The organism is Mesorhizobium sp. DCY119, from assembly GCF_003590645.1.
Lineage (GTDB): Bacteria > Pseudomonadota > Alphaproteobacteria > Rhizobiales > Rhizobiaceae > Mesorhizobium_M.
Map to the genome: position 1 here is coordinate 1,326,493 of NZ_CP031834.1, position 22,867 is coordinate 1,349,359.

Genomic DNA, 22,867 nt, shown 5'->3' on the forward strand with positions numbered 1-22,867 from the left:
TTCCCAGCGCGGCAATTTTTGCTATGAACACGAGTATGGGAGGAATTGCGGCGCGAGGCCCGCTTCGCGGCGCTCTGACACAAGAAGCGAATACGTCTGAAGCGTAGCATCTGCCTGCGTTTGGCTTCAGTCGGGAGGAGAGCGATGTATCTCGGAATTGATCTCGGCACGTCCGGCGTCAAGGCGCTGTTGATGGACCATGCGCAGAAAATCGTGGCCTCCGGGCACGGCGCATTGGATGTCTCTCGCCCTCACCACGGCTGGTCGGAGCAGGACCCTGCCGACTGGATCAGCGCCACCGAAGAAGCGATCGGCGAGCTGAAGGCGAAACATCCCAAGGAGCTTGGCGCGATCAAGGGCATCGGCCTTTCGGGCCAGATGCATGGCGCTACGCTACTGGATGATCGCGATCAGGTGCTGCGGCCCTGCATCCTCTGGAACGACACGCGCAGCTTCGCTGAAGCAGCCGCGCTCGACGCCGATCCGCGTTTTCGCAAGATCACCGGCAACATCGTGTTTCCCGGCTTCACCGCGCCGAAGCTGGCATGGGTCAAGAACAATGAGCCGGAGGTTTTCGCCAAGATCGCGAAGGTGCTTCTGCCCAAGGATTTCCTTCGCCTCTGGCTGACGGGCGAGCACATTTCCGAGATGTCGGATTCGGCAGGTACTTCATGGCTCGATGTCGCCAACAGGTGCTGGTCGCCGGAGCTGCTGGCGGCGACCGACCTCGATGAGCGGCATATGCCGAGCCTCGTCGAGGGCACCGAGCGGGCAGGCACGCTGCGTGCCGAGCTTGCGGGCAAGTGGGGTATTAGCGGCAACGTCGTCGTTGCCGGCGGGGCAGGGGACAATGCGGCTTCCGCCTGCGGCATGGGCATCGTCAAGCCGGGCCATGCGTTTGTGTCGCTTGGGACATCCGGCGTGCTTTTCGCCTCCAATGGCTCCTACCTTCCGAACCCGGAAAGTGCGGTTCATACATTCTGTCATGCCTTGCCTGACACCTGGCATCAGATGGGCGTCATTTTGTCGGCGACGGATTCGCTCAACTGGCTTTCCGAGATCACCGGCAAAAGCGCTGCCGAACTGACGCAGGAACTCGGCGATGAACTGAAAGCACCGACCGGTGTTTCCTTCCTGCCCTACCTCTCCGGTGAACGCACACCGCATAACGATGCCTCGATACGCGGCGTCTTTGCTGGCCTCGGCCATGAATCGGACCGCGCGGCGCTCACGCAGGCCGTGCTTGAAGGCGTTTCGTTTGCCTTCCGCGACAGCCTTGAGGCTCTGAAAACAGCGGGCACCACGCTTTCCCGCGTCACGGCGATCGGCGGCGGCTCGCGTTCGCGCTACTGGCTGAAATCGATCGCCACCGCGCTTGGCGTGCCGGTCGACATTCCGGCCGATGGCGATTTCGGCGCTGCTTTTGGCGCCGCCCGCCTTGGGCTGATCGCTGCGGAAAATGTCGATCCTTTCGCAGTCTGTGCTGCGCCGGAAACGGCCGAGACGATCGAGCCCGACGCCCGGCAAACAGACGCCTATTCAAATGCCTATCAGCGCTATCGAGCGCTCTACCCAGCCATCAGAGGAGTTTCATCGTGACCACCGGTTTTTTCGGCGACGCCAAGCCCGCCAAATATGAAGGCGCCGACAGCACCAACCCGCTGGCCTACCGCTTCTACAACAAGGACGAAGTGGTGCTGGGCAAGCGCATGGAGGACCATCTGCGCTTTGCGGTTGCCTACTGGCATTCCTTTGCCTGGCCCGGCGGCGATCCTTTCGGCGGCCAGACCTTCGAGCGCCCCTGGTTCGGCGAAACGATGGAAAATGCCAAGCTGAAGGCCGATGTCGCCTTCGAGATGTTCTCGTTGCTGGGCGTGCCCTATTACTGCTTCCACGACGCCGATGTGCGCCCGGAAGCCGATACTTTCGCCGAAAGTGCAGCCCGTCTCGATGATATCGTCGACATTTTCGCCCAGAAGCAGAAACAGACGGGCGTCAAGCTGCTGTGGGGCACGGCCAATCTCTTTTCCAACCGCCGCTTCATGGCCGGTGCTGCCACAAATCCCGATCCGGATGTCTTTGCCTATGCTGCTGCGACGGTGAAGAAGTGCCTCGACGTCACCAAGAAGCTCGGTGGCGAAAACTATGTGCTGTGGGGCGGGCGCGAAGGCTACGAGACCCTGCTCAACACCGACATGAAGCGCGAGCGCGAGCAGGCCGGGCGCTTCCTGTCGCTGGTCGTCGACTACAAGAAGAAGATCGGCTTCAAGGGCGCGATACTGATCGAGCCGAAGCCGCAGGAGCCGACCAAGCATCAGTATGATTACGACGTCGCCACGGTCTACGGCTTCCTAAAGGATTTCGGGCTGGAGAAAGAGGTCAAGGTCAATATCGAGCAGGGCCACGCCATCCTCGCCGGCCACTCCTTCGAGCACGAACTGGCGCTGGCCAATGCGCTTGGCATCTTCGGTTCCATCGACATGAATCGCAATGATTATCAGTCCGGCTGGGACACAGACCAGTTCCCCAATAACGTGCCGGAGATGGCGCTGGCCTATTATCACGTGCTGGCCGGTGGCGGCTTCAAGACCGGCGGCACCAATTTCGACGCCAAGCTACGCCGCCAGTCGCTCGACCCGCAGGACCTGCTGATCGGCCATATCGGCGCGATGGATTGCTGCGCGCGCGGGCTGAAGGCTGCTGCGAAAATGATCGAGGACAAGGCGCTGTCCGGCCCGCTCGAAGAGCGCTACGCCGGCTGGAAGTCGGCCGAGGCCAAGGCGATGCTTTCCGGCAAGCGTTCGCTGGAAGAAATCGCCGAGCGCGTCGTCAAGAAGAAGATCGAGCCGCAGCCGAAGTCGGGCCGGCAGGAGTATCTTGAGAACGTCGTCAACCGCTACGTCTAAGCCTGGCAGGGTGCCAGCGCGCTACGCTGCTGGCACCACGCTTGCCCTGATCTGACGAAAGCCACCGCTGTTGCCTGCTGCTAAGAAAGGCGCGGCAAAGCGGAGGCTGAAGGCAGATGAGTGATGGCCGGATAAATGTGCGCCGTGCGCGGGCGGACGATACTGCTGCGTTGAAGGAAATCCTGCGCGATACCTTCGAAAACACCTGGCTGCCGCAGATAACGCCGGCTGCCGCGCAACGCTACGTCGAGACGGATATAGGCGGTCGCTATGTCGACGAACATGGCCACGACTTCGTCGTTGCCGAGATAGACGCAAAGCTTGCCGGACTGGTGCATTGGCAAGACGACTTCATCGAAGCCTTGCATGTCTCCACGCAATATCAGGGCCGCGGCGTCGGCCGCAGCCTCCTCGACCACGCGGAGACGATGATCCGCAGGGCCGGTTTCCCGCAGGCACGGCTGGAGACGGACACGTTCAACGAACAGGCGCAGGCCGTCTACAGAGCGCGCGGATATGAGGAAAAAGGCCGCTATCCCGATGACGAATGGGACAGCGGCTTCACCACCATTCTCTTCGTCAAGCGGCTGGTATGAGCAGGCTTTTCGGTTCGTGATTTCGGCATACGGTCAATGCAACAAAGTGTGACCGAATTTGCCTCATGAAGACCTAGCTCCTGCCTTCAAGAAGCCGTCACCTGCTTCCTATATAGTGGCTTCAGAGTAGCCTTATAGGAGGACAGTCGAGATGAACTCCGAACCTGAAAACCAGATTGAAATACTGCTTTCGCGCCGCGATGGCAGCTCTATCGTGGATAGCCTGTTTGCCTTGCCTGCGCAGGTTTCCGTAGGCGAGCAGACGAATGAATGGGACCGCGCCGTCAACAGCCGGCTTGAGGCGGTTCTGGCAAATCAGTTGCGTTCGCTCATCGGCAAGGACCAGCGCAACGCGGCCTGACAAAACATGGCCTAGCGCCGCCTGATCCTGACCGGCGCTTCCCCAAATGCATGCGAGAAACTTCTGGAAAAGGCTGCCGGCGATGAGAAGCCGGTGCGCGTGGCGATGTCCGCCATGGAAACCTGCGTGTCGGCGACCAGCCGGCGCGCCGCGGCGAGGCGCAACCTGAGATAATAGGCGCCCGGCGTCTCGCCGATCGATTTGCGAAAAATGCTCTCCAGCGTGCGCGGCGTGACGCCGGCACGTCTGGCGATGGCGGCGACCGTCAATGGCTGGTCGATATGCGCTTCCATCAGGCGGATCGCCTGGGCGAGGCGCGGGTCATAGCCGTCGAGCCGGCCGAGCGAGACAAGCGGCTGCGCGTCCGTTGCGGCGCGCGCCTGATCGTAGATGAACACGCTGGCGACATCGAGCGCCACCGCCATGCCGAGGCGCGAGCGGATGAGATGCAGCATCAGGTCGAAAGTTGGCGATGCGCCGCCGCTGGTGAAGACCGGGCCGTCGATGACATAGCGGTCCGGCCGCACGTCAACGCCAGGGAAGGCCTGCGCGAAATCTTCCATGTCTTCCCAGTGCGTGGTTGCGGCGCGGCCTTCCAGCAGACCGGCACGCGCGACAAGCCATGTACCGGCTTCGATGCCGCCGATAGCCTGCGCCGAACGTGCGGTGCGTCGCAGGGCAGCCAGCAGGGCGGGCGTGCCTTGCGTCTTGGTGCCGAAGCCGCCGACGATTGCCAGCACGTCGGTTTTTTCATTGGCGTCGAACCGGCCGCTCACCGCAATGGGCAGGCCGGATGTGGTGATCGGAGCTTCTCCGTCGGTGGAGACGATCTTCCAGTCGAACAGCGTCTCGCCCGATACGCGGTTTGCAGCGCGCAACGGGTCGATGGCCGAGGCCACGCACATGATGGACGAACCGGAGAAAACCAGAAGCGTCACCTTGAGGGCTGAACGGTCCGGTAGAAAGATCGAAGGCTTTTCGCTTTTCATCAATCTTACTTCGTAAGGTGCAAAGCAGTTTCCGGCAAGTCAGGCATTCTGTCGCCTGTTTTGATTGGGAGAGAGTTCGATGCCGCTTGAGATGAACCGTGAGGTTTTCATTACCTGTGCCGTGACAGGGTCAGGCAGTTCGCAGGATCGCAGCCCGCATGTGCCGCGCTCTCCCAAGCAGATCGCGGATTCGGCGATCGATGCGGCAAAGGCGGGCGCTGCGATCGTCCATTGCCATGTACGTGACCCCGAAACCGGCAAGCCGCGCCGCGACGTGCACCTCTACCGCGAAGTCACCGAGCGCATCCGCGATGCCAATGTCGACGTCGTGCTCAATCTCACCGCCGGCATGGGCGGCGACATGGTGTTCGGCTCGACCGAGCAGCCGCTGCCGCTGAAGGAACAGGGCACCGACATGGCCGGCGCCAGCGAGCGCGTCGAACATGTGCGCCAGTGCCTGCCGGAAATCTGCACGCTCGATTGCGGGACGATGAATTTCGCCGAAGCCGACTATGTCATGACCAACACCCCCGGCATGCTGCGCGCCATGGGCAGCATGATGACCGCGCTGGGGGTCAAGCCGGAGATCGAAGCCTTCGACACCGGGCATCTCTGGCTTGCCAAGGAATTGGTCAAGGAAGGCGTTCTGAAGCCGGACGCACTCGTGCAATTGTGCATGGGCGTGCCATGGGGCGCGCCGGACGACCTCAACACCTTCATGGCCATGGTCAACAACGTGCCGTCGACCTGGAACTGGTCAGCCTTTTCCATTGGCCGGAACCAGATGGCCTATGCTGCCGCAGCCGTACTGGCGGGTGGCAATGTCCGCGTCGGGCTCGAGGACAATCTCTGGCTCGACAAGGGCGTGCTCGCAACCAACGCGCAGCTTGTCGAAAGGGCGGTCGGCATCGTCGAGAATATGGGCGCACGGGTCATCGGGCCGGAGGAAGTGCGCAAGAAACTGAACCTGACCAAGCGCGCACCGCTCGCTGCCGCGGCTTGAAGGAAGCGCTGACGAGGGAGGAAAGTCGGCGATGAAAACCGTGAAGTTCACGGCCATGAAGGACGGGGATCGGGAGGACTATGCCTTCCTGACCGAGCATGAGATCGAGTATGCCGCCAAGACCGGCGACAGGCTGCTCGACGCATTGGTCAAGCTCGACGAAGGTCTGTCGGGCTACAAGATCACCCGGCTCGGGCACTCGCTTCAGGCGGCCACGCGTGCTTATCGCGATGGCGCCGATACGGACTGGATCGCCTGCGCCTTGCTTCACGACATCGGCGATATCTACGCGCCCTACAATCACGACGAATATGCTGCGGCGATCGTAAAGCCCTTCGTGCGCGAGCAATGCACCTGGGTCGTGGAAAAGCACGGCGATTTCCAGCGGCTCTATTACGCACATCACCTGGGCGGAAACCGACATGCCCGCGAGAAATTCGCGGACCATCCCTATTTCAACGATTGCGACGAGTTCTGCGAGCGCTGGGACCAGTCGAGCTTCGATCCTGATTATGACACGCTGCCGATCGACTTCTTCCGGCCCTTCGTGGCGGAAGTCTTCGCGCGCAATGCCTACGATCCCGCGGTCATTCGCGCCGGCGAGCGTGTCGCCCTCGTCAATCCCGAAATCGCCAGCCAAAGAGCCGGAGCATCCGCATGAGCATTGTCAGCAAGGCCGCCGCAATCGGTGGCGGGGTTATCGGCGCCGGCTGGGTCGCGCGCCTGCTTCTGAACGGCATCGACGTCTCCATCTACGATCCCGACCCGGAAGCATCGCGCAAGGTCAGCGAAGTGATGAAGGGCGCGCGCCGCGCCTACAGGCAGATGCTGCCCGGCGGCCTGCCCAAGGAAGGCAAGCTGACCTTCGCCAAGACCATCGCCGAAGCCGTCCACGACGTCGATTTCATCCAGGAAAGCGTGCCGGAACGGCTCGACCTCAAGCATCGCGTGCTGGCCGAGATCGACCTGCATGCGCCAGCCAACGCCATCGTTGGCTCTTCCACCTCCGGCATCAAGCCCACCGACATGCAGGTGGCGATGAAAAAGCACCCTGAGCGGCTCGTCGTCGGGCATCCGTTCAACCCGGTTTATCTGCTGCCGCTGGTCGAGATCGTCGGCGGCGAACAGACCTTTCCGGAAGCCATCGAAGTCGCCAAGGAAATCTACGCCTCGATCGGCATGAAGCCGGTGGTGATCCGCAAGGAGATTGAGGCCTTCGTCGGCGACCGCCTGCTCGAAGCCGCATGGCGCGAAGCGCTGTGGCTGATCAAGGACGGCATCTGCACGGTCGAGGAACTCGACGACATCATGCGCTATTCCTTCGGCTTGCGCTGGGCGCAGATGGGCATGTTCCAGGTCTATCGCGTTGCCGGCGGCGAGGCCGGCATGCGCCACTTCATGGCCCAGTTCGGCCCTTGCCTGAAATGGCCGTGGACGAAATTGATGGACGTGCCGGAATTCAACGACGAACTGGTCGACCTCATTGCCACGCAGTCGGACGACCAATCCGACAAATGGTCGATCCGCGAGCTCGAAAAGATCCGCGATGACAATCTCGTCGCCATCATGGAAGCGCTGGGCAAGCAGAACAAAGGCAAGGGCTGGGGCGCCGGTGAACTGCACAACCACTACACGAAGCAGCTGGCCAAGCTTGCGGCCAAGAAGCCCAAGGCTTCCAAGTCTGCGGAAAAGGCCAAGGCAACCAAGCCGGTGAAAGCCAAGGCCGAGAAGCCGAAGAAAAAGAAGAAGGGCTGAGTCATGGATTTCGGCCTTTCCGAAGAGCAGCGCCTGATCGTCGATACGACGAGGGCCTTTGTCGAAAACGAGCTCTATCCGCATGAGGCGGAGGTGGAGCGCACCGGCCATCTGCGCCCCGACCTGATCGAGGAATTGAAGGCCAAGGCGATCGAAGCCGGGCTTTATGCCGCCAACATGCCTGCCGATGTCGGTGGGGCAGGGCTCGATACGGTAACGTGGCTGCTCTACGAAAAGGAGCTTGGCCGCGCCAACTACGCGCTGCACTGGACCTGCGTGGCGCGGCCTTCCAACATCCTTCTCGCCGGCACACCTGAGCAGCGCGAAAAATATCTGTTTCCCTGCATTCGCGGTGAAAAATCCGACTGCCTCGCCATGACCGAGCCGGGCGCAGGCTCCGACCTGCGCGGCATGAAGGCAACCGCCGTGCAGGACGGCGACGACTGGGTGCTCAACGGCACCAAGCATTTTATCTCCCACGCCGACATTGCCGATTTCGCCATCGTCTTCATGGCTTCTGGCGAGGAAGAATCTTCCCGCGGCAAGCGCAAGAAGATCACGGCCTTCTTCGTCGACAAGGGCACCAAGGGTTTCACCGTGCGCGACGGCTATCGCAATGTCTCGCATCGCGGCTACACCAATTCGGTGCTGGAATTCGATGATTGCCGCCTGCCCAAGGAGCAGGTTCTGGGTGAAGTCCATAAAGGCTTCGAGGTTGCAAATTCCTGGCTTGGCGCGACCCGCCTGCAGGTCGGCGCGACCTGCCTCGGCCGGGCCGAACGGGCCTTGCAGCATGCAATCGAATACGCGGCCCAGCGCGAACAGTTCGGCCAGCAGATCGGCAAATTCCAGGGGGTATCGTTCAAGCTCGCCGACATGGCGACGGAGCTGAAGGCGGCGGACCTGATGGTGTTCGAGGCGGGCTGGAAATACGATCAGGGCACCGTAACCGATCAGGATATGGCGATGGCCAAGCTCAAGGCGACGGAAGTTCTCGCTTTCGTCGCCGACGAGGCGATCCAGATCCATGGCGGCATGGGCCTGATGGACGACCTGCCACTGGAGCGCATCTGGCGCGACGCCCGCGTCGAGCGCATCTGGGAGGGGACGTCAGAGATACAGAGGCACATTATTTCGCGCGCGTTGTTGAGGGCTGTGGGGGGATGATGATGCAAGCGCTGATACCCCTCCCCCTTGAGGGGAGGGTGCCGAGCGAAGCGAGGTGGGTGGGGTCGGTTCATGTCGAGCGCTGCCGAAATGACCCCACCCGTCCAACCGCCTTCGGCGGTTGTCCACCCTCCCCTCGAGGGGGAGGGAGGGGAGCCCGCCCATGAACCGCCTCGAACGCCTTCTTCGCCCAAAATCCATCGCTGTCATCGGCGGCGGCGCATTCGCTCCCAATGTCGTCAAGCAGTCGCTCAAGATGGGTTTCGCCGGTGATGTCTGGCCCGTCCATCCGAAGCGGGATGAGGTCGAGGGCGTCAAGGCCTATCGCTCCGTCAGCGACCTGCCGGGTGCGCCGGACGCGGTGTTCATCGGCGTCAACCGCTTCGCCACGATTGACATCGTTCGCGAGCTTGCGCAGCTCGGCGCGGGCGGCGCCATCTGTTTTGCTGCCGGCTTTCTCGAGGCCGGCGCCGACGACGAGGATGGCGAGCGGCTTCAGGCCGAATTGATCGAGGCTGCGGGCACGATGCCGGTCATCGGGCCGAACTGCTATGGCCTGATCAACTATGCCGATGGCGCTCTTTTGTGGCCGGACCAGCATGGCGGCCAGCGCCTGGAGCCGGGCACACGGGGTGCTGCGATCATCACGCAGTCGTCCAACATCGCCTGCAACCTGACCATGCAGCAGCGCGGCCTGCCGGTCGCCTTCCTGATGACGGCGGGCAACCAGGCGCAGACGGGCCTGTCCGAAATGGCGCTCGGCCTGATCGAGGACGAACGCGTCTCCTGCCTCGGCCTTCACATTGAAGGCTTCGACAAGGTCGACGGCTTCGAGCGTCTCGCCGCAAGGGCGCGCGAGCTGAACAAGCCGATCGTCGCCATGAAAGTCGGGCGCTCCGAACAGGCGCGGGCAGCGACCATCTCGCATACGGCCTCACTGGCCGGTTCCGACGCGGCGTCCGACGCCTTCCTGAAACGCCTCGGCATTGCGCGGGTAAACTCCATTCCGTCCTTCCTCGAGACGCTGAAGCTGCTGCACGCATTCGGGTCGCTTGCGGGCGGCACGCTGTCATCGATGAGCTGTTCGGGCGGCGAGGCGTCGGTGATGGCCGACAGCGCCGAAGGCCGCAAGCTGCGCTTCCCGGCATTGAGCGAAGAGCACTGGGCACACGTAAAGTCGACGCTCGGCTCCTTCGTCGCGGTGGCTAACCCGCTCGACTATCACACCTTCATCTGGAACGATGAGCCGGCGATGACGGCGACCTTCACCGCCATGGTGTCGGGTGGTTTCGACCTCAACATGCTGGTGCTGGATTTCCCGCGAAACGACCGCTGTTCGGACGCCGACTGGTGGCCGACTGTGCGGGCCTTCGAGGCCGCGTTGAAGTCTAACAATGCGCGTGGCGCGGTCGTTGCTTCCATGCTCGAGAACCTGACGGAGACGCATGCCGCGGAGCTCTTCCGACGCGGTATCGTGCCTTTGCAGGGCATTGTCGAGGCCATGGATGCGGCGGAGGCGGCTGCGTTTATTGGAGAGGTTTGGCGGCGCTCCTCCCCCCTTGCGGGGGAGGTGTCCGCGCAGCGGACGGAGGGGGTCGGCAGAGGAAGCGCTCGGCGCAAAGGGGCGTCGAGCACTGCCGCAATGACCCCACCCGGCCCTTCGGGCCACCCTCCCCTCAAGGGGGAGGGAAACACCCCCAACGAGGCCGAAGCCAAGGCACTCCTGCGTTCCGCCGGTCTCGCCGTCCCGCAAGGCGTGCGTGCTGCCAGCGTTGCCGAGGCAGAATCCGCGGCCGAAAAACTCGGCTTCCCGGTCGCCCTGAAGGCACTGGGCGTTGCCCACAAGAGCGAGCTCGGCGCAGTCAGGCTCAACCTTAGATCCACCGACGATGTCCGCAGCGCCGCCGAGGCGCTGCTTCCGCTTGGCTCAGGTCTCTATGTCGAGCGCATGGTCGAGGGCGGTGTCGCCGAATTGATCGTCGGCGTTACCCGCGATGAACTCTTCGGCCCGGTCATGACGGTCGGCACCGGTGGTGTTCTGGTCGAGCTTTTGAAGGACAGCGCGACGCTGCTGCTGCCAGCCTCGCGCGCCGAGGTTGAGGCAGCATTGCGCGGGCTGAAGATGTTCCCGCTGCTCGACGGTTATCGCGGCCGGCCCAAGGCCGATGTAGCAGCGGCTATCGATGCGATCCTCGCAATCTCGGATTTCGTGCTCGAACAGGCCGATACGATCGAGGAACTCGACATCAACCCGCTGATCGTCTGCGGCGAGGGCAAGGGCGCTTGGATCGCCGATGCATTGCTCGTTACATCCTCCCCCCTTGCCACGCAGCGGGCGGAGGGGGTTACCTCAGAAGACACGCCGTCGCGCACTGCCGCGGCGACCCCACCCGACCGGCCTTCGTCCGGCCACCCTCCCCTCAAGGGGGAGGGGATCGTCAGCGCAGGAGAGTAATCATGTCCGACGTCGTAAAAACCCGCCGCGAGGGCGGTGTGTTCGAAGTCACGCTCGATCGGCCCAAGGCCAATGCGATCGACCTGGCCACCTCGCGCCTGCTTGGCGAGACTTTTCGTGTGTTCCGCGACGACCCCGAACTGCGCGTCGCCATCGTCAAGACCGCTGGAGAAAAGTTCTTTTCGGCCGGCTGGGACCTCAAGGCTGCCGCCGGCGGTGATGCGGTCGATGGCGACTACGGCGTCGGCGGTTTCGGTGGCCTGCAGGAGCTGCGCGACATGAACAAGCCGGTGATCGCCTGCGTCAACGGCATGGCGGTGGGCGGCGGCTTCGAATTGGCGTTGTCCTGCGACCTCATCTACGCCTCCGACCATTCGTCGTTCGCCCTGCCCGAGATCAAGGCCGGTACGCTGGCCGATGCCGCGACGATCAAGCTGCCCAAGCGCATTCCCTATCATGTCGCCATGGACCTTCTGCTCACCGGCCGCTGGATGGACGTGCAGGAGGCGCATCGCTGGGGCTGGTCAACGAGGTGCTGCCGGCCGACAAGCTCGAGGATCGCGTCTGGGAGGTTGCACGGTTGCTCGCCGGCGGGCCGCCGCTGGTCTTCGCCTCGATCAAGGAGGTGGCGCGCCGGGCCGAAGCGATGGAATTCCAGGACGCCATGAACTGGATCACCAAGCGCAAGTTCCGCACGGTCGATGAGCTTTATGCGTCGGAAGACAATATGGAAGGCTTCAAGGCCTTTGCCGAAAAGCGAGACCCAGTCTGGAAGGGCAAGTAACACGTGACCGACTACGCAAAACTGATTGACGCCGAGACCTGGGCCTTCATCGAACGCACCAATTCCTATTATCCACCCGACACGATCGACTACACGATCGACCAGCAGCGCGGTATCTATGACCGCATGTGCCGCGAGTTCTTTGCCGGCTATCCAGACAGTGTGAAGGCTGAGGACAGGACGGTTGTCGCGCCGTCGCATGAAATTCCGGTCCGCATCTATCGCGCATCGGCCGATCCGAAGGCCGTCGTGGTCTATTATCACGGCGGCGGTTTTATCCTTGGCGGGCTCGACAGCCACGACGATGTCTGCGCCGAGCTTTGCGCGCGCACCGGCTACGAGGTCGTGTCGGTCGACTATCGCCTTGCGCCGGAACATCTGCATCCGGCGGCTTTCGACGATGCTCTTGCCGCGTTCGAATGGGTCACTAAGACCTATACGCAGCCGATCCTGCTTTGCGGCGATTCTGCCGGCGGCAATCTCGCTGCCGCCGTCAGCCACGCCACGCGCGGCCATGAGAGACGGCCGGTCGGGCAGGTGCTGATCTATCCGGGCCTGGGTGGCGACCAGTCGAAGGGTTCCTATGTGACCCATGCCGAAGCGCCGATGCTGACGATGCGCGACATGGCCTTCTACAAGGACATCCGCACCGGCGGCGCCGACGTTTCGGGCGACGTTACCTACACGCCGCTGGCCGATGCCGACTTCTCCAACCTGCCGCCGACGGTGATCGTCACTGCCGAATGCGACCCACTTTCGAGCGACGGTCAGGCTTACACCGCGCGGGTGATAGCGGCAGGCGGCAAGGCCTTCTCGCATGAAGAGCCGGGGCTGGTGCACGGCTATCTGCGCGCACGCCATACGGTCGGTCGCGCCCGCGCCAGCTTCACGCGGATCGTCGATGCTGTGGCGACGCTGGGAAAAGGCGAGTGGGGGTATTGAGGGTGCCTTTCCTTCTCCCACAAGGGAAAAGGGGAGGTGCGTCCTTCGAGGCTCGCTAGCGCTCGCACCTCAGGATGAGGGAGGTTAGCGCAATTCTCCCTGCTCCTGAGACGTTCCTACCCTTCATGAAAAGGACTTCTGCCGGCACACCCTCCCTCATCCTGAGGTGCGAGCGTAGCGAGCCTCGAAGGACGCACCTATTCATCGCCACGCCTGCTTTCGCATCTGGCCATTGTCAAAGAACCGGGAATGCGGGGCGCAAAGGCCTTGCCTTCCTATGTGTAAATTCGTGGCGCAGCCATTGCGCCCCGCCAGCGCTCTTGTCCCGCTCAGTCGCCTCCACATTCGCGTGGCCAGCCGCCGCCAAGGACCCGGGCTTAGGGGTTCATCACCCAGCAGTGCTACCGCAGCACCACCAGCCCGGACGCCGACGCTTCCCCCTGACACCCGGTGCGCACCAGGGATCCCGTTGGAAGCGGATTTGCGAGGTGAAGTATGGAGGAGGCTGGAAAGAGGGGGATAGATTGGGGGTAAAAAAGTTCACGGCATAAGCAAAAACAACCGCTTGAGTGAAAATAGGCTGAAATTCTTTCCACACCTTCAAACCCTTTAGTGATGCAAAAACCTCTCCGTCGTCATCCCGGAAACCGGAGCGAAGCGCAGGTTATCCGGGACCCATTGACCAGCACGGCCGGGTACTGAGTTCGCACAGCGGTCTTAACCGGCACCAAGGCAAGGACCGGGCCGTGCTTGACGATGCTGCGGCCAATAGATCCCGGGTCTCCGCATTCGCTCCACCCGGGATGACGAACGGCATGTTTGCCCTTCGCTAATCGTCAGCACTGGCGCGCGGCAATTGCGTCTCCGGTCTTAAAGAACGTTTGCGATGAGCGGCAACACCCCTCTCTTCGTCATCCCGGGTGGCGCGAATGCGGGGGGGCGCTCTTGCGACGGATCCATGCCGGAATGCAAAAAGAGCTTCGGCGGTGCAGAACGCGCGTCAACATCAGGACCGGGCCGCGCCTGACGATGCTGCGGCCAATGGGTCCCGGATAACCTCCGCTTCGCTCCGGTTTCCGGGATGACGACTTCATCAATGCTGCATCGCCGATTCAAGGCTTGTATGGCCGCTGCCTGCGTATCCAGGATCAATCGTCAATTCAAACTTGAGCGTCGTCTCTAACTTTTCATTAATCCAGTTTAGCACAACGTTAACGATGGCCGGTCGCGCCGTCATGGTTCGGATGCTAGCCTGACTTCGGGAGGATAAATCCAGGAAGCAGGAAGCGACGATGAACACTGTATTGAACGCCAAGGGCGTCCCCCTCCCTTACAGCGGCTCCTCGGTCAACCATTTCTCGGCAACGAATTCCGGCCCGCAGCTTGCCGGCAGTGCGCTCAACGATTCGATGTGGGGCGACAGTTCGGTCAATGTCGTCATGCAGGGCGGAACGGGCGACGATATCTATTATCTCTATTCGGCCCGCAACAGCGCCTTCGAAAAGGCCGGTGAAGGTGTCGACACCATCAACACCTGGATGAGCTACAGGCTTCCCGAGAACATCGAGAATCTGACCGTGACCGGCAATGGCCGCTCGGCGATCGGCAATGATGGCGACAACATCATCAGTGGTGCATCCGGCAGCCAGACCATCGATGGTGGCGCCGGCGACGATGTGCTCATCGGAGGTGGCGGGGCGGACATCTTCGTCATTTCGGAGGGTAATGGCAGCGACCTGATCCTGGATTTCAGCGTGGACGATCAGGTGCGTCTCGACGGTTACGGATTTATCTCGTTCGATGCGATCCAGTCGAACATGACCCAGACGGGCGCCAATGTGACGCTCGATCTCGGCAATGACGAGATCCTCGTCTTCGCCAACACCACTGTCGACCAGTTCGATGCCGGCCAGTTCAAGCTTAGCCTCGACAAGTCCGAGATGAGCCTGTCGTTTTCCGACGACTTCAATTCGCTCAGCCTGTGGAACGGCGAGAGCGGCACGTGGGATTCGAATTTCTGGTGGGGTGCCGAGAATGGCAGCACCCATGAAGGCAATGGCGAGAAGCAGTGGTATATCGACACCGACTATGCACCGACGAAGTCGGTCAATCCGTTCAGCGTCGATAATGGCGTTCTGACCATCACCGCCGCGCCGACGCCGGATGCGATCAAGCCCGAGATCAACAATTACGACTATACGTCGGGCCTGCTGACGACCTACGAGTCGTTTTCACAGACCTACGGCTATTTCGAGATGCGGGCCGATATGCCGGAAAACCAGGGCGCCTGGCCGGCATTCTGGCTGCTGCCGGCGGATGGCTCATGGCCGCCGGAGCTGGACGTGGTGGAAATGCGCGGGCAGGAGCCGGGTGTGGTTCATGTCACCTCGCACACCAACGAAACCGGAAGCCACACCTCGGTATCCTCGGCGGTCAATGTGCCGGATACGTCGGGTTTCCACACTTATGGCGTGCTGTGGACCGAGGAGGAGATCGTCTGGTATTTCGACGATGTCGAGATCGCCCGCACCGACACGCCGAGCGACATGCACGGCCCGATGTACATGCTGGTCAATCTGGCGGTCGGCGGTGTGGCGGGGACGCCTGCGGATGGCTTGGCGACGCCGGCCGAGATGCAGATCGACTATATCAAGGCGTATGAGCTGGATGGCGTGACGCAGGCCGCGGCAAAGGCGGGGAGTGGGGATTTCCTGGTTTAATCGTCAGGCGTTGCGGAGCCTTTGGGTCGCTACCCCCTCTCCGGTTTGCTTCGCAAACCACCTCTCCCCCGGGGGCGAGGAACAGCGGCGGCACGTTTGGCACCTTCCTCGCCCCGCAAAGCGGGGAGAGGTGCCGAGCGCGGCGAGGCGGAGAGGGGTTCTTGAACGTCGAAATAGTTCGACGCTGCAGGTTCAACGCAGGCCCTCAGTTCCCCGCACTCTCCATGCGCCGGCCCTTGATCGCCTTTTCGAGCCAGCCGATTTCCATTTCGGGAACCGAGGATAGCAGCAGCTCGGTATAGGCGTCGAATGGCGGCTTCAGCACTTGGCTTTTCGACCCGTAGCGAACGACTTCGCCGCGATACATGACGGCAATGGAGTCGGCTATCGACTTCACCGTCGCGAGATCGTGGGTGATGAAGAGATAGGCGACTTCCTCTTCCTTCTGCAGTTCGAGAAGCAGCTCGAGGATGCCGTGGGCGACCAGCGGATCGAGCGCCGAGGTCACCTCGTCGCAGATGATCAGCTTCGGCTTGGCGGCGAGCGCGCGGGCGATGCAGACGCGCTGCTTCTGCCCGCCCGAAAGCTCGGCAGGATAGCGGTCGATGAAGCCCTTTCCCATCTCGATCTTGTCGAGCAGTTCGGCCACGCGCGCATCGCGTTGCTTGCCGCGCATGCCGAAATAGAATTCCAGCGGCCGGCCGATGATGGTGCCGACGGTCTGGCGCGGGTTCATCGCCACGTCGGCCATCTGGTAGATCATCTGCAGCTGGCGCAGATCGTCCTTGGTGCGGTCGGCGAGGCGATTGGCCAGCGGTCGACCGGCGAAAGTGACGTTGCCTTCCATGGGCGGCAGAAGGCCGGTGATGGCGCGGGCCAGCGTCGACTTGCCGGAGCCGGATTCGCCGACGACGGCGAGCGTCTGTCCGGGATAGATGTCGACGGAGACGTTCTTCAGCACCTTCACCGCGCCGCCGCCATAGGCGGCGGTGACGTTCTTCACCGACAGGAACGGCGTGGTGCCGGGCTTCTGCTCCTCATGGGTGATCTCGTGCACCGAGACGAGCTGGTTGGTGTACTCCTGGCGCGGCTCCTTGATGATCTGGCGGGTGCCGCCCCATTCGACCAGCCGGCCATGGCGCAATACCATGATCTCGTCCGACACCTGCGCCACCACGGCAAGGTCGTGGGTGATGTAGAGCGCGGCAACGCCGGTGTCGCGGATGGCGTCCTTGATGGCTGCCAGAACGTCGATCTGCGTGGTCACGTCGAGCGCGGTCGTCGGCTCGTCGAAAACGATGAGGTCGGGCTCGGAGCAGAGCGCCATCGCCGTCATGACGCGCTGGAGCTGGCCGCCGGAAACCTGATGCGGGAAGCGCTTGCCGATGTTTTCGGGGTCCGGCAGGCTGAGCTTCTTGAACAGCGCCACGGCGCGTTTTTCGGCCTGGGCGCGAGTGCCCGTGCCATGCAGGAGGGATGCCTCGACCACCTGATCCATCAGCCGGTGGGCCGGGTTGAAGGCGGCAGCGGCCGACTGCGCGACGTAGCAGACCTCGCGGCCGCGCAGCTTGCGGATGCCGCTCTTGCCGCTGGTGAGAATGTCGCGGCCGTTGATGAAGACCTGCCCGCCGGTGATCCTGACGCCGCCGCGGCCATAGCCGAGCGACGATAGTCCGATGGTCGACTTGCCGGCGCCGGATTCGCCGATGAGGCCGAGCACCTTGCCCTTCTTGAGCGTCAGCGAGACGTCGTGGACGAGGGTGATGTTCCTCGGCTCCTCGCCGGGCGGGTAGACCTTGGCCTCGATGCGCAGGTTGCGGATGTCGAGCAGATTGTCGCTCGGTGTCGCCAGATTAGCCATTGCCGCGGCCTCCCTTGAGATCGGTGGTGCGGTTGAGCACCCAGTCGGCGACGAGATTGACGGAGATGGCAAGCGCTGCGATCGCGGCGGCGGGGATGAGCGCTGCCGGAATGCCGAAGACGATGCCGTCCTTGTTTTCCTTGACCATGCCGCCCCAGTCGGCTGCCGGCGGTTGCACGCCGAGGCCGAGGAAGGACAGGGCCGACAACAGCAGCACCGAGTAGATGAAGCGCAGGCCGAGTTCCGATACCAGCGGCGACAGCGCGTTGGGCAGGATCTCGCGGAAGATGATCCAGCGGCGGCCTTCGCCGCGCAGCTTTGCCGCCTCGACGAAATCCATGACGTTGATGTCGACGGCCACCGCGCGCGACAGGCGGTAGACGCGGGTCGAATCCAGGATGCCCATGACCATGATCAGCACGAAGATGTTCGTGGGCAGGACGGAGAGCACGACGAGCGCGAAGATCAGCGTCGGGATCGCCATCAGGAGATCGACGAAGCGCGACATGAGCATGTCGAACCAGCCGCCGACGACAGCGGCGGTGAAGCCGAGGATCGAGCCGAGCGAGAAGGACAGCGCGGTTGCCAGAACCGCGATGAAGATGGTGGTTCTCGCGCCGTAGATCATGCGCGAGAGCAGGTCGCGGCCGAGATTGTCGGTGCCGAGCAGGAAGTTCGCCGAGGACGGCTCCCAGACCTGGCCGACGATCTCGCCGAGGCCATAAGGGGCGATGAGCGGCGCGAAGATGGCGGTGAGGAGGAAGAGCGTCGTGAAGATCAGGCCTATCACGGCGCCGAGGGGGATTCTTGTCAGACTAAGCATAGCCGCGCCCTCACTTCGGATGCCGGAGGCGCGGATTGGCGATGATCGCCGCTATGTCCGCGATGATGTTGAGGCCGATATAGACGGCAGCGAAGATCAGGCCCACCGCCTGCACCACCGGCACGTCGCGCTTGGCGACATGGTCGACGAGATACTGGCCCATGCCGGGATAGACGAAGATGACCTCGACCACGACCACGCCGACGATGAGGAAGGCGAGGTTGAGCATGACGACGTTGATGATGGGCGCAATCGCATTGGGGAATGCGTGCTTGCGGATGACGTTGAAGGCCGAAAGCCCTTTCAGTTCCGCGGTTTCGACATAGGCCGACTGCATGACGTTGAGAATGGCGGCGCGCGTCATGCGCATCATATGCGCCAGCACCACAAGCGTCAGAGCGGTCGCCGGGAGCGCGATCGCCTGCATGCGCTGGCCGAAGGGCATGCCTTCATAAACGGTCGAGATGCCGGGGAACCATTGCAGCTTCACGGCGAAGAAGAAGACCAGCACATAGCCGATGAGGAATTCCGGCAGCGAGGTCGAGGCGAGCGCAAGGCCGGAGATCAGTTTGTCGACGAAGCCGTTGCGGTAGCGCACGGCGAGCAAGCCGAGAATGATCGCCAGCGGCACCGAGATGATGGCTGCCCAGAAAGCCAGGAACAGCGTGTTCCACAGCCTGCCCTTGATGGACGTCGCGATGTCCTGACCGCTCGACAGAGCGGTGCCGAGATCGCCGGTCAGCACGCCGCCGAGCCATTTGAAATAGCGGACATAGGCGGGATCGTTGAGGCCCATGGCCTCGCGCAGATTGGCGAGCGCCTGCGGCGTCGCCGACTGACCAAGAATGGATTGTGCAACGTCGCCGGGCAGGATTTGCGTGCCGGCGAAGATCAGGACCGAAACGGCCAGAAGCAGGAGCACGCCCAGCGCCAAGCGCTGGGCTATCAGTTTCAGGATGGGAGACATCTGGGCAAGGCCGAACTCAGGCCTGAACCCAGCACTTGGACAGCGCGTAGCCGCCCATCATTTCCTGGTTGCCGTCAGGCGACCACCCTCCGACCTTAGCGCTGGTGGCGTCGATGAAGTCGTTGAACATTGGCGTGATGACGCCACCCTCGTCGCGCACCATCTCGCCCATCGACTTGTAGATGGCGGTGCGCTTTTCCTTGTCGAGTTCCGAACGCGCCTGGAAGAGCAGCTTGTCGAAATCCTCGCGCATGAAGCGCGTGTCGTTCCAGTCGGCCTTGGAATAATAGGCGGTGGTGTACATCTGGTCCTGCGTCGGGCGACCGCCCCAGTAGGAAGCCGAGAAGGGCTGCTTGTTCCAGACTTCCGACCAGTAGCCGTCGCCCGGTTCGCGCTTGACCTCGATGGTGATGCCGGCCTTGGCAGCGCTCTGCTGGTAGAGCTGGGCTGCGTCCACGGCGCCCGGGAAGGCGACGTCGGAGGTGCGCAGCAGCACCGAGCCGGAGTGGCCGGACTTCTTGTAGTGGAAGGCCGCCTTTTCCGGGTCGAACTTGCGCTGCTCGATTTCGGCGAACAGCGGATAGGCCTTGTTGATCGGCGTATCGTTGCCGACCGAGCCGTAGCCCATCAGGATCTTCTGCAGCATCTCTTCGCGGTCGAGCGCGAATTTCAGCGCCAGCCTGAGATCGTTGTTGTCGAAGGGCGCGGTGTTGCAGTGGGCGATGAAGACATAGTGGCCACGCCCGGCGACGTTCTGGATGGTGACGCCGGGAACGCGCTTGATGAGTTCGACGATCTTCGGCTCGACGCGGTTGATCATGTCGACCTGGCCGCCCTGAAGGGCGGAGGTGCGGGCGGTGGCGTCATTGATGATGATGATCTCGATCTGGTCGGCAAAGCCGCGATCGTCGCGCCAGTAATTGGCGAATTTCTCGCCGCCCAGACGCACGCCGGCTTCGTTGACGGTGATCTTGTAGGGTCCGGTGCCGATGCCTTCGTCGGGCTTGTCCTTGCCGCCATTGGGCTGGATCATCAGATGGTAGTCGTCGAGCAGGTAGGGCAGGTCGGCGTTGGGTTCCTTGAGCGTGAAGACGACGTTCTGGCCATCGACCTTGACGGTGTCGATACCGCCCATGATGCCGAGCGCGCCGGACTTCGACTTCTCGTCGGAATGGCGCTCCATCGTGGCCAGCACGTCGGCCGGGGTCATTTCCTTGCCGTTGTGGAACTGCACGCCCTTGCGGATCTTGAAGGTCCAGACCTTGGCGTCGTCGGAAGCACCCCATTCCTCAGCCAGCGCCGGCTTGACTTCGCCGTCGGCCGAAAGCTGGACGAGCTGCTCGCTCCACTGGCGGCCGAAGAAGTAAGGCACCTGGCTCGACCATGAAGCGGGGTCGAGGCTGTCGGTGGCGGCACCGCCGACCATGCCGGCCTTGAGGACGCCGCCCTTTTGCGGGCCAGCGGCGAAGGCGGCCGTGCCGAGCAGCGAATTGGCGAAAGTGGCGGTAACACCGAGGGCCGCGGCGCGGCCAAGAAAATCACGCCGGCTCATCTTGCCGACGACTACGCGATGACTCAGGAATTCCAGTTCATTCGACATATAGAGGTTCCTCACTCTGTTAGGTGACCGTTATCGGTCTTGATTTCTTGTTGAAGGAATATTGCTCGCAACATCGCGCCGGGCGCAAGGCAGTTTGCGACATGACGTGGCGTAAATGATGTTTGACGCTGGACCAACGCGCGTCACGTCGAAAATCGGGATCGCGCTCCTGCGTTCTTTGCGCGCCCGGATTGGCGCATTCAGATCAAGGGTGCCGGGACAGCCCGGCACCCCTTCGACAAGCCGCCGGTTCTGTCTCAGGCGACAAGCCAGCATTTCGACAAGGCCAATCCGCCCATCAGCTCGCCGGACGGATATGGCTTGAAGCCGGCGACCTTGTCGGACACGGCGTCGATCCAGTCATTGAACATGGGAATGATGGCGCCGCCATCGTCGCGGACGATCATGGCCATGTCGCGATACATCGCCTTGCGTTTCGCTTCGTCCAGCTCGGCGCGCGCGGCAATCACGAGCTTGTCGAAGTCCGGGCGGAAGAAGCGGGTCTCGTTCCAGTCGGCGGTGGAGAGATAGGCCGTGGAATATTGCTGGTCCTGTGTCGGCCGGCCGACCCAGTAAGATGCGGAGAACGGCTTCTTGTTCCAGACCTCGGCCCAATAGCCGTCGCCCGGTGCGCGCTGAATGTCGAGCACGATACCGGCCTTGGCCGCGCTTTGCTGGAAGAGCTGGGCTGCATCGACCGCACCCGGAAAGGCAACATCCGAGGTGATCAGCGGTACCGGGCCGTCATGACCGGACTTCTTGAAGTGGAACGCAGCTTTGTCCGGGTCGAATACGCGCTGCTCGATGTCGTTGGAAAACAGCGGGTAGGATATGTTGACCGGGATGTCGTTGCCGACGGTGCCGTAACCGCGGACGATCTTGTCGACCAGATCCTGACGGTCGATGGCATATTTCAGGGCCAGGCGCAGGTCGTTGTTGTCGAACGGAGCAGTGTTGCACTGCATGGCGAAAACATAGTGGGCGCCACCGGCGATGTTGTGAATGGTGACGCCGGGAAGCCGCTTGATCAGGTCGACGATCTTCGGTTCGACGCGGTTCATCATGTGGATCTGGCCACCTTGCAACGCCGCCGTGCGCGCCGTGGAATCGTTGATGACGATGATTTCGACCTGATCGGCAAAGCCGCTATTGGCGGCATTCCAGTAGCCTTCATGACGCGCCCCGATCTCGCGCACACCGGGTTCGTGGGAGGCGATCTTGTAGGGGCCGGTTCCAATGCCGGCCTGCGGATTGTCCTTGCCGCCACCCGGCTGGATGATGAGGTGGTAATCCGACATCAGAAACGGCAGATCGGCGTTGGCTTCCTTGAGCGTGACGACGAAGTCTGTGCCGTCCACCTTCAGCGTATCGATGCCGCGCAGGACGCCAAGCGCGCCTGACTTCGTCTCCGGTCCGGCATGGCGCTCGATCGTGGCGAGCACGTCATTGGCGTCGAGTTCCTTGCCGTTGTGGAAGGTCACGCCCTTGCGGATCTTGAACGTCCAGGTCTTGGCGTCGGCGGATGCGCCGACTTCCTCGGCCAGCTGGTAGACCATGCCGCCTTCGGCATCGATGTCGATGAGCTTTTCGCCCCAGGTGCGGGCGAAGGCGCCGGTGACCTGATTGTTGATGGCGGCGGGGTCGAGCCCGTCGGTGGATTCACCGCCCTGTATGCCAGCTTTCAGACTGCCGCCCCTGACGGGCCCTTCGGCGCGGACAGCACCGGCAAGCACCGTATTGGCAAAGGTTGCCGCAACACCGAGTGCTGCGGCCCGGCCGAGAAAATCGCGCCGGCTAAGCTTTCCGGCGGCGACGCGTCGGCTCAGATATTCCAGTTCGCTGGACATAAAGGAAAGTTCCCCCAATTGCTGCTTTGCAGGCTCTGTGGTTGCGTATTGCGACGGGAATAGTGGCTGCAAACCTGCCCTTGGGTAAGGC

17 protein-coding genes and 1 pseudogene are annotated in these 22,867 nt (G+C 62.4%); 12 read left to right on the forward strand and 6 right to left on the reverse strand.

The window, feature by feature from the left end; translation table 11 throughout:
• Positions 1-144 precede the first annotated feature (144 nt).
• The 4 genes from xylB to DZG07_RS06470 all read left to right on the forward strand — a co-directional run bounded on the left by xylB (position 145) and on the right by DZG07_RS06470 (position 3,863).
• A complete protein-coding gene (gene xylB / locus DZG07_RS06455; protein ID WP_119815271.1) occupies positions 145-1,599 on the forward strand; it encodes a xylulokinase in 1,455 nt (484 codons plus the stop codon).
• Positions 1,596-2,906 carry a xylose isomerase gene (xylA, locus tag DZG07_RS06460; RefSeq protein ID WP_119815274.1) on the forward strand — a complete coding sequence of 437 codons (1,311 nt, stop codon included), beginning with the start codon at positions 1,596-1,598 and terminating at the stop codon, positions 2,904-2,906. The genes xylB and xylA overlap by 4 nt, the downstream gene beginning before the upstream one ends.
• A gap of 116 nt (positions 2,907-3,022) precedes the next feature.
• Positions 3,023-3,502: a GNAT family N-acetyltransferase gene (locus DZG07_RS06465; protein ID WP_119815277.1), complete on the forward strand. Its 480-nt coding sequence runs from the start codon at positions 3,023-3,025 to the stop codon at positions 3,500-3,502.
• A 151-nt stretch (positions 3,503-3,653) separates the two neighbouring features.
• The gene (locus tag DZG07_RS06470) at positions 3,654-3,863 is read left to right on the forward strand and encodes a hypothetical protein (RefSeq protein WP_119815280.1); all 210 of its coding nucleotides are present in this window, start codon (positions 3,654-3,656) and stop codon (positions 3,861-3,863) included.
• An 11-nt stretch (positions 3,864-3,874) separates the two neighbouring features.
• Here DZG07_RS06470 and DZG07_RS06475 read toward each other — a convergent pair whose 3' ends face one another.
• Positions 3,875-4,855, reverse strand: coding sequence for a GlxA family transcriptional regulator (locus DZG07_RS06475; RefSeq protein ID WP_119815282.1), 981 nt, complete (start codon positions 4,853-4,855; stop codon positions 3,875-3,877).
• A 76-nt stretch (positions 4,856-4,931) separates the two neighbouring features.
• Here DZG07_RS06475 and DZG07_RS06480 point away from each other — a divergent pair, with 76 nt between their 5' ends.
• The 8 genes and pseudogenes from DZG07_RS06480 to DZG07_RS06515 all read left to right on the forward strand — a co-directional run bounded on the left by DZG07_RS06480 (position 4,932) and on the right by DZG07_RS06515 (position 15,678).
• Entirely contained in the window at positions 4,932-5,855 is a 924-nt protein-coding gene (locus DZG07_RS06480; protein WP_119815285.1) for a 3-keto-5-aminohexanoate cleavage protein, read from the forward strand.
• Between the two features lie 31 nt (positions 5,856-5,886).
• Positions 5,887-6,516 (forward strand): HD domain-containing protein, encoded by a 630-nt coding sequence (locus DZG07_RS06485; protein ID WP_119815288.1) that lies wholly within the window; start codon positions 5,887-5,889, stop codon positions 6,514-6,516.
• A complete protein-coding gene (locus tag DZG07_RS06490) occupies positions 6,513-7,610 on the forward strand; it encodes a 3-hydroxyacyl-CoA dehydrogenase NAD-binding domain-containing protein (protein ID WP_119815291.1) in 1,098 nt (365 codons plus the stop codon). The genes DZG07_RS06485 and DZG07_RS06490 overlap by 4 nt, the downstream gene beginning before the upstream one ends.
• A 3-nt stretch (positions 7,611-7,613) precedes the next feature.
• Positions 7,614-8,777: an acyl-CoA dehydrogenase family protein gene (locus DZG07_RS06495; RefSeq protein ID WP_119815294.1), complete on the forward strand. Its 1,164-nt coding sequence runs from the start codon at positions 7,614-7,616 to the stop codon at positions 8,775-8,777.
• Positions 8,778-8,940: 163 nt separating this feature from the next.
• Positions 8,941-11,232, forward strand: a complete 2,292-nt coding sequence (locus tag DZG07_RS06500) for an acetate--CoA ligase family protein (protein ID WP_119815297.1) — start codon at positions 8,941-8,943, stop codon at positions 11,230-11,232.
• Between the two features lie 2 nt (positions 11,233-11,234).
• Positions 11,235-12,016 (forward strand): annotated as a pseudogene (locus DZG07_RS06505) (carnitinyl-CoA dehydratase).
• A gap of 3 nt (positions 12,017-12,019) precedes the next feature.
• Positions 12,020-12,958, forward strand: coding sequence for an alpha/beta hydrolase (locus DZG07_RS06510; RefSeq protein ID WP_119815300.1), 939 nt, complete (start codon positions 12,020-12,022; stop codon positions 12,956-12,958).
• A gap of 1,292 nt (positions 12,959-14,250) precedes the next feature.
• Positions 14,251-15,678 (forward strand): family 16 glycosylhydrolase, encoded by a 1,428-nt coding sequence (locus tag DZG07_RS06515; protein WP_119815303.1) that lies wholly within the window; start codon positions 14,251-14,253, stop codon positions 15,676-15,678.
• Positions 15,679-15,883: 205 nt separating this feature from the next.
• Here DZG07_RS06515 and DZG07_RS06520 read toward each other — a convergent pair whose 3' ends face one another.
• From DZG07_RS06520 to DZG07_RS06540, 5 genes are all read right to left on the reverse strand, one after another.
• On the reverse strand, positions 15,884-17,539 hold the full coding sequence (locus DZG07_RS06520) for an ABC transporter ATP-binding protein (protein ID WP_119815306.1): 1,656 nt from the start codon (positions 17,537-17,539) through the stop codon (positions 15,884-15,886).
• Positions 17,532-18,362: an ABC transporter permease gene (locus DZG07_RS06525; protein WP_091915470.1), complete on the reverse strand. Its 831-nt coding sequence runs from the start codon at positions 18,360-18,362 to the stop codon at positions 17,532-17,534. The genes DZG07_RS06520 and DZG07_RS06525 overlap by 8 nt, the downstream gene beginning before the upstream one ends.
• A 10-nt stretch (positions 18,363-18,372) precedes the next feature.
• The gene (locus DZG07_RS06530) at positions 18,373-19,329 is read right to left on the reverse strand and encodes an ABC transporter permease (protein WP_091915468.1); all 957 of its coding nucleotides are present in this window, start codon (positions 19,327-19,329) and stop codon (positions 18,373-18,375) included.
• A 16-nt stretch (positions 19,330-19,345) separates the two neighbouring features.
• On the reverse strand, positions 19,346-20,929 hold the full coding sequence (locus DZG07_RS06535) for an ABC transporter substrate-binding protein (RefSeq protein ID WP_119821458.1): 1,584 nt from the start codon (positions 20,927-20,929) through the stop codon (positions 19,346-19,348).
• Positions 20,930-21,186: 257 nt separating this feature from the next.
• A complete protein-coding gene (locus DZG07_RS06540) occupies positions 21,187-22,776 on the reverse strand; it encodes an ABC transporter substrate-binding protein (RefSeq protein WP_119815309.1) in 1,590 nt (529 codons plus the stop codon).
• Between the last annotated feature and the right edge of the window lie 91 nt (positions 22,777-22,867).